The sequence below is a fragment of the Lactiplantibacillus brownii genome, from assembly GCF_031085375.1.
GTDB classification, from domain to species: Bacteria; Bacillota; Bacilli; order Lactobacillales; family Lactobacillaceae; genus Lactiplantibacillus; species Lactiplantibacillus brownii.
The window spans coordinates 38,002-48,637 of sequence record NZ_JAVCWF010000004.1 but is presented as its reverse complement, the minus strand read 5'-3'; the positions used below and the strand labels follow the sequence as shown (position 1 = coordinate 48,637).

At 39.3% G+C, this 10,636-nt stretch carries 11 protein-coding genes and 1 pseudogene; 7 read left to right on the top strand and 5 right to left on the bottom strand.

Annotation, left to right across the window (positions count from 1 at the left end; genetic code table 11):
• Nucleotides 1-14 precede the first annotated feature (14 nt).
• From RA086_RS14915 to RA086_RS14905, 3 genes are all read right to left on the bottom strand, one after another.
• On the bottom strand, nucleotides 15-944 hold the full coding sequence (locus RA086_RS14915) for an IS30-like element ISLpl1 family transposase (RefSeq protein WP_015473476.1): 930 nt from the start codon (nucleotides 942-944) through the stop codon (nucleotides 15-17).
• A gap of 284 nt (nucleotides 945-1,228) precedes the next feature.
• Nucleotides 1,229-1,585, bottom strand: a complete 357-nt coding sequence (locus RA086_RS14910) for a hypothetical protein (RefSeq protein WP_024526904.1) — start codon at nucleotides 1,583-1,585, stop codon at nucleotides 1,229-1,231.
• A 3-nt stretch (nucleotides 1,586-1,588) separates the two neighbouring features.
• Nucleotides 1,589-2,401, bottom strand: a complete 813-nt coding sequence (locus RA086_RS14905; protein WP_147781539.1) for a ParA family protein — start codon at nucleotides 2,399-2,401, stop codon at nucleotides 1,589-1,591.
• Between the two features lie 900 nt (nucleotides 2,402-3,301).
• Between RA086_RS14905 and RA086_RS14900 the strand changes: the two genes are divergently transcribed.
• From RA086_RS14900 to RA086_RS14885, 4 genes and pseudogenes are all read left to right on the top strand, one after another.
• Nucleotides 3,302-3,574, top strand: a complete 273-nt coding sequence (locus RA086_RS14900; protein WP_082604759.1) for a hypothetical protein — start codon at nucleotides 3,302-3,304, stop codon at nucleotides 3,572-3,574.
• Nucleotides 3,575-3,860: 286 nt separating this feature from the next.
• Nucleotides 3,861-4,202: pseudogene (locus tag RA086_RS14895) on the top strand (replication initiator protein A); the annotation flags it as partial.
• 258 nt (nucleotides 4,203-4,460) lie between these two features.
• Complete coding sequence (locus RA086_RS14890) at nucleotides 4,461-4,742, top strand: type II toxin-antitoxin system RelB/DinJ family antitoxin (RefSeq protein ID WP_045137392.1); 282 nt, start codon at nucleotides 4,461-4,463, stop codon at nucleotides 4,740-4,742.
• Nucleotides 4,732-5,238 carry a hypothetical protein gene (locus tag RA086_RS14885; protein WP_308704555.1) on the top strand — a complete coding sequence of 169 codons (507 nt, stop codon included), beginning with the start codon at nucleotides 4,732-4,734 and terminating at the stop codon, nucleotides 5,236-5,238. The genes RA086_RS14890 and RA086_RS14885 overlap by 11 nt, the downstream gene beginning before the upstream one ends.
• Here RA086_RS14885 and RA086_RS14880 read toward each other — a convergent pair.
• Together RA086_RS14880 and RA086_RS14875 are read right to left on the bottom strand one after the other, a co-directional pair.
• Complete coding sequence (locus RA086_RS14880) at nucleotides 5,228-5,506, bottom strand: hypothetical protein (protein WP_308704554.1); 279 nt, start codon at nucleotides 5,504-5,506, stop codon at nucleotides 5,228-5,230. The two genes, RA086_RS14885 and RA086_RS14880, sit on opposite strands and share 11 nt — an antisense overlap.
• A 22-nt stretch (nucleotides 5,507-5,528) precedes the next feature.
• Nucleotides 5,529-5,756 (bottom strand): hypothetical protein, encoded by a 228-nt coding sequence (locus RA086_RS14875; RefSeq protein ID WP_076639168.1) that lies wholly within the window; start codon nucleotides 5,754-5,756, stop codon nucleotides 5,529-5,531.
• A 251-nt stretch (nucleotides 5,757-6,007) separates the two neighbouring features.
• On the opposite strand from RA086_RS14875, the gene mobQ reads away from it, so the two are divergent.
• From mobQ to RA086_RS14860, 3 genes are all read left to right on the top strand, one after another.
• A complete protein-coding gene (mobQ, locus tag RA086_RS14870) occupies nucleotides 6,008-8,071 on the top strand; it encodes a MobQ family relaxase (RefSeq protein WP_308704553.1) in 2,064 nt (687 codons plus the stop codon).
• A 96-nt stretch (nucleotides 8,072-8,167) separates the two neighbouring features.
• Entirely contained in the window at nucleotides 8,168-10,303 is a 2,136-nt protein-coding gene (topB, locus tag RA086_RS14865; protein ID WP_308704552.1) for a type IA DNA topoisomerase, read from the top strand.
• Nucleotides 10,304-10,419: 116 nt separating this feature from the next.
• Nucleotides 10,420-10,635, top strand: a complete 216-nt coding sequence (locus RA086_RS14860) for a hypothetical protein (protein WP_004466187.1) — start codon at nucleotides 10,420-10,422, stop codon at nucleotides 10,633-10,635.
• Nucleotide 10,636 lies beyond the last annotated feature (1 nt).

The window sequence follows — 10,636 nt, the reverse complement described above, 5'->3', positions numbered from 1 at the left end:
GGTAGATTGCAAATTTAATCCGAATTTTTGGACAAATTTGTCAGCATAACCTGATACGGTGTTTGCCAGTCGAGTATTTTAAGCGGTCGCTGGTTAATTTGGAGTAACGTCGTCGTTAAATCTTGAGCACTAATGTGCTCAAAACGAGTCCCTTTAGGATAAAAATAACGTAAATTCCGATTAAAGCGTTCATTACTACCACGTTCAGCTGGCGTATAAGCATGGCAGTAATAGGTCTTAATACCATATTGTGATTCAAGTGATACTAGCCCACTAAACTCAGTGCCACGGTCCACAGTAAAGCTGTGCACCGGACCATTAAAAGTGGTTAGGAACTTAGTTAGTGCTTCATTAACAGTCGCTGTCGTCCGATCTTTTAACCGGTATGCCCAAAGGAACCGTGATTTGCGATCGATTAAAGTTAATAAAACTGCCTTACTATGCCCACGAGGACCAACGACTGTATCTAGTTCAAAATCGCCGATGCGATTACGTTGATTAATCATCATGGGACGCTGTTCAATTGATCGCCCCAAAGATTGATTATATTTGGATCGTTGGTCAACGTTACGCCGTTGGCGTACGCCATGTTCAGGTAGATCATTCAAGGAGAAATCAATTCTCCCCTGATTTAGCCAATTATAAATAGATTTAGTAGCTAGTTTAAATTCGTGAGCAATCATTCCTGGTGACCAGCTTAGACGTAAATGGTTGAGAATTTTTTGCTTTAACTCATCGCTCAGCTTAGTTTTCCGACCACATCGTGATCGCTTGTATTCGGCATCTGTTTGTGCTAATTCAGCCTGATAAGGTTGACATCGAGATAATTCATAAGAAATTGTTGACGGTGATCGGTTCAGCCGAACGCCCATTTGGATATTGGACAGCCCTAGTTCACAAAAGGTTTCGATTTTAATTCGTTCGGAATAGGTTATACTAGACAAAAGATCAGCTCCTAAAAGATGGGTTTGTGGTAAACACCATTTTAAAGGAAGCTGATCTTTTTTGTCCGAACAGCGTTCGGATTAATTTTACAATCTACCACACAACCAAAAAGCCACTCATCTCATCACGAGGTGGGTGGCTTTTTTGTGTGCATTCTGCTTCATTTAAACGGACAAGTATACGTCTAAAAGCTGAACGTGTTGTCTGAGCGCGCGTGGTGTTATTCGTTAATTTTGCAGTTATACAAGACGTCCATTCTATAGAACTATAGATCTATAGATATTTAAAAATCTCGCATATTTTGTTGAACAGCTCTAACACTATCTATTACCAATTTTTTGCTTTGGTTCGGCATATTTTGAACATAGCTTTCAACGATTTCGTTGAGAACCTCATAGTTTCGCTTATTTTCAATGGTAGCTATTTGCTTTATGGCCATATGAGTGTCTAATTGTGCCTGGACAGACTTTGGAGTATCTTTTGCTGTCAATCTACGTTTTGGCTTAATTAGTACTTGGTCATTTGGCATGCTTCTGTGTTGTTCTTCAAATTTTTGTGGCTCAATTTTCTGAGGTCGTGTGGTTTTATTCTTTCTAGTTTCTCCAAAAGCACCTAATCCCATTTTATCGTTAGCAGTCATTTTTTAACCTCTAATCAATTTTAAACGTTCTAATAATTCATCTACAACCAAATCATAAAGATAGTGAACCCTTCTGTCGTTTATGTCATGGCTAGCATTATTTGTTATACCAGTGCGATCAAATCGTTTTAGTCTAGCCATCTGACGCACCTTTTGTTTAAACATGTTTGCATTGCCGAAGCTTGTAGTTGCATCTTCGATAACGTCTAAATCTAAATCATTTCCGTTTTGTTGTAAGACAGGTAAAACGCCTAACAAATCAATGTCGAGAGAGTAATCGTCTTTGATTTGCAATAAGTGCTTAACGTATGTTTCTGCCCCTCGCAATGAGCGCTCTTGGGTTTGCAAAATAACAATAACGTAATCACTTGCAACCAAAGCGGAATCAGTAAATTTGTTTAATTGTGGGGGAACGTCTAATATTACAAAATCATATTTACTTGAAATTTTTGATAATAGTTTAGAGAAATAATGATCTTGTGTGTAGTCATCAGGAAACGAAGAGCTTAGAAATTTATCATAGTTCTGTAAATCATCATCCGAAGGAAGTAAATCTAAGTTATCATTTACATGAACAATTGCATTTTCTAAACTACCTTTTTTTAAAGCAACTTCAAGCGTTTCGCTAAAATCAGGTTTAGTTCCATACACTTGGCTCATTGTTGTAAACAGCAAGTCTGTAGCATTAGCTTGTGGATCAAGATCTACTATTAAGGATTTTTTCCCTCTATTAGATAAGGTGTAAGCAATCATAACAGCATTAGTTGTTTTTCCAACTCCACCTTTAAAATTCCCGGTTGTAATAGTTGTGGTCAACATAGACACATCCTTTTGGGAAAAATTATAGCACAAAAAAATAAAATTCTATAGAAAATTTTATTCAAATCTATAGAACTATAGAAATTAATATCTATAGAACTATAGAACTATAGATCTATAGTTCTAATAAATAGCGAATATTGCCGACATAGCAGCTCTATAGAACTATAGATTTATAGAACTATAGAAATGAACATCTATAGATTTATAGAACTATAGATTTATAGAATTATAGATTACATAGTTCTATAGAACTATGTAAAAAGCGCCTTTACTTATTCTTGCTATTGAGATATTATTTAGACATAAAATAGAACATAAAAAAACACCCACCGACGGGCATCGGTGAGCGCCACATAAAAGTCATCGTTATTTAATGACTATTATATCATGGCCGGTGCGATTTTTAAAGCCCTAGGGGACAAGCTGGGGTCTAAATCCAAGGGGACACGTTTGCCAGTGCGACTTCAATAAGTCTGGCTATACCACAACAAGGTCATCTGTACGGCTGGGTGGTGAATGGTGAGCGCGACCATTAACGGCGCGGGTGGTAAAACGAAGCTTCGGCTTGGTGCCACTGATTAGTTGGTGATCGAACAAACATAAATACGTATTGCCAACGCCTACTAGGGCGTTTTTTAGTAGGTTAAACCGAAAACGTAGGTTTATAATGAGTGGTGGTAGCAATACCGCAATTGTACAGACAAGCGACGGGCGTTAACGACCGACGAACTAAGGGGAAACTTTTAGTAGTAGAATTGTACTCTGGTTCAGTTATTCCAAATAGCTGATTCCAGGGAACAATTCTGCGCTCAAAACGTCACTCCCTCTAAACTGAATGGAAAACCGTAACCCGTCAAGTCAAATTCCAAAGAAAAAAGAAAGTTGGTGGAATTGTTGGAATGTAAGGATTACATTGTTCCATTGAATCCAGATGTGATCGTTAAGAAGACAATCTATCGGAGTTCTGCAAGAATTACTGATCGACAAAGGAACCAAGTGAAGAGAGTTTTGCGTAGTCAAGGGTATCAGGGAAGAATTAGTAGTATTCGATACACTCGGGTAAATTACAAGTATTCATTTAAAGTATCAGTGAAGTATCGGGGAAGTGTTGGCAAATTTTTGGTTAATACAAAGAATGAGACAGTTGAATTTAAGGGAATGGTCTAGGAGTAATACCGGTAAATTTCACAAACTTCCTTTCCTCAATTAAAGCCAATCTGCGACCTATACCACTTCCTTTTTGGACAAGCTCACAATCAAAAAAGAACGGAATGTTGTTCCCTCGGTAATGAATCAGGTTACTTGGGATAAGCCGCCTTATGTGAAGTAGAAATTGGTATACTAAAAAAGGCTCCCGGTTTAACACTGGAGGCCTTTTTTCTAGGTTACATATTTTGAGGATGAATGTTTTTATCTTCGTAGCTTTTACTTGGGTGCTGTAACATGATGAATACTGCTTAGTTTTTGGTGCCGTACCCCGCAACAGATGCGTCGCTTCGTTGGTATTATCTTAAATGCTAAGTACCGAGTTGAGAAGGATCATAAAGATATTGGCGTCATAATCCCACTGGACGACGAAGAACTTAAATTTTTAATGACTAAAGCCTTGAGACGTTACTTTAACGCCCTAAGAAGCAATGAGAAGCACATCAAGAACGTGGAAAACTACCTGTACGGCACCATGCAAAATCTATTTGGTGTTTGGTGGAATAAACAAGCGGCTAGAGAATACGCGGCCAAACACCCCGAAGAAGAAAAGGCGGCCGACAACGATAACAGTGGGTTGTACTACTAGTCCTAAAAGGCTACAAAATCCTTTCTAAGCAGTTTTAAGACTTACTAACCTATTTTACTTAAGTTAGATTTAAATGGCTTAAACAGAAGAATAGGGGCTTTTAAATGAGTGCCAGAGCTAACCAGGCTAACCAGCTCAAAAGTTCAGCCTTTAGATCAACGCCAAGCTCAAGTGATTTGAGGCTAGGGCTTTATCTATTGATAAGGTACTCAAAAGGTAGTATAATGGTAGTAGTAAAAGAAAGGAGATGAGACAATCATGGCAGTTAAGGAAAAGAAACGGGTCCAAGTCAAGATTGATAAAGATTTGGCCGATGATACCGAAGCAGTTTTAAGCGAATTGGGCTTAAATCCAACCACGGCCATTAACATGTTTTACAAGCGGATTGTTGCTAATGGTGCTTTACCTTTTAATGCGTCTTTAAGCGAAGAAGAAAGAGCTAATTTACGCTTTTTAAAGGCGACCGAAGGGACACCAGTCACCGAGTTCAAAGACGCTAAAGAGGTCGCTGATTGGCTCAACAATCCAGATGAGGACTAATGACTTAGTCAGCCTATACGTTAGTTTTGTAGAAACTAACGGTGGCAAGTCTCGGCCAATTTTAATTCGTCGGGTATCAGAACAGACGGTCGAGGCTTTTAAAATTACTAGTCAGCATGAAAAGAAGTCGGCTTATATCAAGCAACAATATTATCCGATTCAAGATTGGCAATCCGCTGGGTTGAAGAAACCTTCCTGGGTCGATCTTGGTAATATTTATCGCTTTCCCAAAGCCGTTTTAAACTTTAAAGAAATCGGTCATTTAAGTAAGCTAGATCAAAATAAAATTTCAGATTTTACGCTTGACCTAAAATCAAAAAGAAGAGGTAAGGGTCAAAAGATAATTCAACAGCGATCAAGTAAAAGGAAGCACAAAGAAAGTAAAGCAGAGCTTACACAAAGAATTCAAAAACAGTTAAAAGACTTTGCTAAACACAATCCAGAAATTAAGCCAAAAAACAATCCTGAAAATAAAAACGATCGGCCTAGTTATTAGGTTGATCGTTTTTTAATTTACCCGGTTTATGGGCGTTAACATAGTCAGCAAATGTTTTTAAAAGTTCTTCGGTTTGTTCGACCGAGAGGTTATTAGCTTGAAAGTACTTTTCTAATAAAGCCCCTTTTTGAATTAATCGGCGAGAACGGGCTTTGCGGGATTGCCGATTTTCATAGTATTTAGATTGCCGTAATTTAAAATCTTCCCGCTCAATTTTTTGTTTTAAACGCGCTTGCTGCTCGACTAGTTTTTCATATTGATTAGACATGGAATTTCCCCATCTCGTATGGCTAATGATCTACGGACTTTACCTTTAAAAATTCAGAAAATTGCTTGGCTAAAAGCTTAATCTGATCGTTAGACAAATTAGCATAATCTAAATTGGCTTGACTGATGATTTGTTTACCTAGCCGTTGTTCAATCTTATTTTTTTCGTCCTTAATTTTTTGATTAAGGGCTTTTAATTTAGCTTCTTGTTTTTCTAAGTTACTTTGAGACATAATGATCCCTCCAATCATATTAGAAATAATCACCGACACTATATCATAAGGGAAACGTTAAGTCAAAGTATAAAAGTTGAAATAGCGAAGCGGAAGGCATACACTAAGTTAAAGTTAAGAGAATCAGAAGACCGAGTGAAATGAGGTCAATGCGCACTTACACGTCATCTTTGATGACGTTTTGCTAAACCCATTAAAACCTGTATTAGAAGTCGCCGATGGCGACAACAAAATCAAACCCATAAACCCAAATAAAGGTGGTGACCGACATGGCAATTTTTCACATGAGCTTTAGTAATATCAGTGCGGGAAAAGGGAGAAGCGCCATTGCCAGTTCCGCTTATCGAAGTGGTGAAAAGTTATTCGATCAAAAAGAAGGTCGAAGCTATTTTTATGCTCGGTCAGTCATGCCAGAAAGCTTTATTTTGACGCCAAAAAATTCACCTGAATGGACGAGTGATCGAGAGCAGTTGTGGAATGAAGTTGAAAAGAAAGATCGTAAATCAAACTCACGGTATGCAAAAGAGTTTAACGTGGCTTTACCGGTAGAATTAAGTGAATCCGAACAGAAAGAATTACTGACAAAATATGTACAAGAAAATTTTGTTGATGAGGGCATGGTAGCTGATGTGGCAATTCATAGAGATCACCCAGATAATCCGCACGCTCATGTTATGCTAACTAATCGTCCATTTAATCCAGACGGAACATGGGGATTAAAAAGTAAAAGAGAAAATATATTAGATGAAAATGGGAACAAGACTTATACAGGAAATAGTCGTTTTCCAAGATCAAGAAAGGTGTGGCTAGTTGATTGGGATAAAAAAGAAAAAATAACTGAATGGCGGCACAATTGGGCGGTTAGTGTAAATCAAGTTTTAGAGCAAAAAAATATTCCCGATCGGATCAGCGAAAAATCATTTATCGAGGAGGGAATAGATGATACCCCAATGCAACATGAGGGAATCAATAGTAAGCGGCATGAAAGAAAAGAATTTAACCAAGAAGTTAAGGACTATCGCAAGGCCAAAGCCAGTTATAAAAATAACCAAGAAAAAGTAATCAATAGAGGTCATTTAGATAGCCTAAGTAAACACTTCTCGTTTAATGAAAAACGGGTAGTTAAAGAGTTAAGCCATGAACTGAAAACTTATATCAGTTTGGAGAACTTAGATGATAAGCGGCGCATGCTATTTAATTGGAAAAACAGCACCTTAATTAAACATGCGGTTGGTGAAGATGTGACTAAACAATTATTGACAATTAACCAACAAGAAAGCTCACTCAAAAAAGCAGATGAACTCTTAAATAAAGTGGTTGATCGCACGACTAAAAAACTTTATCCAGAGCTTAATTTTGAACAGACCACGCAAGCTGAAAGACGAGAATTAATTAAGGAAACCGATAGCGAACAAACAGTTTTCAAGGGTAGTGAATTAAACGAACGTTTAATGAACATTCGTGATGATTTGTTGACCCAACAATTATTGACCTTTACCAAACGGCCATACGTTGGCTGGAAGTTATTAATGCAACAAGAAAAGGAAGTCAAAATCGAACTGAAATATACGCTGATGATTCATGACGATAACTTAGAAAGTCTAGAACACGTCGATCAAGGGTTACTAGAGAAATATTCACCAACCGAACAGCAAAAGATTACTCGCGCAGTCAAAGATCTACGGGTAATCATGGCCGTTAAGCAAGTCATTCAAACGCAATACCATGAAGTATTGAAAAGGGCCTTTCCCAAAGGTGATTTAGATGGATTGCCATTGATTAAACAGGAACAAGCCTATACAGCCGTGATGTACTATGATCCTGTTTTAAAGCCATGTCAGGCCGAAACGATTGAACAGTGGCAAACAAATCCACCACAGGTGTTTAGTCCCCAAGAACATCAACAAGGACTAGCTTATTTATCGGGACAGCTTAGCTTAGATCAGTTAGAAAATCATCACTTACAACGGGTTTTAAAGCATGATGGCACTAAACAACTCTTTTTTGGCGAATGCAAAGCCGATCCGACGATTAAGAACAGTCAGATCGAGAAAATCCAAAAACAGTTAAAAGGGCAACAAGCCAAGGACGACCAGTACAGAAAAGCAAATATCGGACATTATCAACCACTGAACTACAAGCCAGTTAGTCCAGACTATTACTTAAAGACGGCCTTTAGTAACGCAATCATGACCGCCCTATATGCCCGTGATGAAGATTACCAACGGCAAAAACAAGCGCAAGGTTTAAAGGAGACTGAGTGGGAAATGACGAAAAAGCAACGGCAACACCAAACCCGGAACCGGCATGAAGATGGGGGCATGCACTTGTAATCGGAATAAAAAATGCACCGTTAAACCTGGTTAAAAGCGGCTGAACAAGGCAGAACAGAATTAGAACAGAAGCTCAATCATAAGGAGTGAACGAACATGACCACTGTTATCTTAGCTGAAAAACCCAGTCAAGCCCGTTCATACGTCCAAGCCTTTCAAAAGAGCACAAAAAAACAGGGTTACTATACGGTTAGTGACCCTGTTTTGCCCGATAATACGCTTGTCACGTATGGTCTCGGACATTTAGTTGAACTAGCCACACCGGATAAATATGATCAGAAATACCAGCAATGGGCCTTATCTAATTTACCGATTTTCCCAGACAAATACAGGTTTGAAGTGTCAACTAGTAAAAGAGCGCAATTCAAGATCGTTAAAGATCTGTTAACGAAAGCCGATACCATTATTGTGGCCACCGATAGTGGTCGAGAAGGGTCAAATATCGCGTGGTCGATCATGAACCAAGCGCATATTGATGTTAAGTCGAAAACGATTAAGCGCCTTTGGTTGAATAGCCTAGAAAAAGACGCGATTATTACCGGCTTTAAAAATCTTGGTGATTGGCACAAAGACTATTTGGCTTATAAAGAAGCCCAAACCCGTCAAATTAGTGACTGGTTAATTGGTATGAATGGCAGTCCTTTATATACTTTGTTATTAAGACAAAACGGGGTACGCGGGGTGTATTCGATTGGTCGAGTACAGACGCCAACCTTATATATGGTCTATCAAAGAGACCAGGCAATCAAAAACTTTAAGCCGGAACCCTATTTTGAACTAAATGCTGAAATTCTTGCTAATCAGCAAAAATTTGTCGCAAAATTAGACCCCTATCAGCGATTTAAAGACGAAGCAGGGCTAATGACATTCATGCAGGCTAAACACGTTCAGAAAGGATCACAGGCTGGTTTAATCAAGGGCATTCAAAACCAGGCTAAAAAGCGTGCTAGTCCCCAACTATTCTCACTATCCAGTCTCCAAAGTGCCATGAATAAACGTTATCACGCCAGTGCCAGCCAAACCTTAGCGGCCATTCAAAGTTTATATGAAGCCAAGTTGCTGAGTTATCCCCGAACGGATTGTGCTTATATCACTGATGAAGAATTTGATTATTTAGTGGCTAATCTGACGAAGTATCTGGGTTTAGTCTCTACGCAAGTCGCTTTAACCAATACCACCCCGAATAAGCGCTATGTTAATGGGAAAAAGGTTGAAGAACACTACGCCATTATCATGACTAAAGTCGTGCCGACGAAAGAGAAACTAGCCAGCTTGCCTAAATTACAGCAACAAGTCTACGACCTGGTTTTAAGAACGACGTTAGCGATGTTTGCTGATCCGTACGAGTACGAGGAAACTACCATTATTACCCAAGTTGGTGACGCCAATTTTAAAGCAACGGGTAAGGTCCCAACTAAGCAAGGTTGGCAAGCTTTATTTGATGATCACAAAGCCGACCAGCAAGAGGCAGCCACCCTACCGATCGTTCACCAAGGCGACCAAGTTCAAGCGAATCTGCAAACGCCGCAAAAAGAAACGACACCTCCGGTACCCTTTACCGAAGGTACCCTGATTACGGCCATGAAGACCGCTGGCAAAACGCTTGATGATGAAGTAGCCCAGGCGATTCTCAAAGATGTGCAAGGCATTGGGACAAGTGCGACCCGGGCCAATGTGCTGGAAGTGTTAAAGAAACGCGGCTATCTCGTCTCTGAAAAGAACAAGCTCCACGTCAGTGAAGCCGGGATTACTTTATGTAAAGCGGTCGAACTCGAACCCTTGCTAACTAGTCCAGAAATGACAGCTAAATGGGAGCAAGCGTTACAGCAAATCAGTACCGAAGAACGCACCCCGGATAACTTTTTGAGCCAGATTAAGAAGTTTGTGGCGAAGTTAATTGCTGATGTCCCCACACAATTAACCGGCAATTCAGCCATTAAGCAACAAATCAATCACCAGCAGCAAGCGCAAAAAGTTGCCGGGGTGTTCTTAGAAACACCACAAGTAACTGTCATAAATAAACAAAAGTTTTACATCGTGAAACCCAAGCAAGGCGAGGACTTTACCCTACCCAAGAAATGGAGTAGCAAGACGCTTGGTAAGACCGCAATTAAAGCGTTGGTCACCAAGGGAGAAACGAGCAAATTAAAGGGTTTCAAGAGTAAAAAAGGAAAGTCGTTTGACGCCAAGTTAAAGCTTGACGGCCATAAATTAAGTTTTGATTTTGATTAGAACCTGCCTACCGCCCTGCACTACGTTCCGGTTGGTGAACCCGTCATTTAGGTTCACTTTTACAACCCTAAAAGTAAACCCAAACAACGGGTGAGATTAGCAAAGGAGATCATAAAATGGATAATAAATTAGCAGTCATTGGGAGTGAATTACCAGTTTTACAGGCTAAAGGAACCTACAAGTATTTAAAAGAAATCACTGGTAACGGAGCCTATTATCAAGTGGCTTGGCAAAAATTAGCTGATGGCTACATCGCCCTTTATGGCACGACCCCGATTCAAATCAACGTAGCCCCTATATTGAATGATATTTTTGAAGATGAGGAGGGGTAGA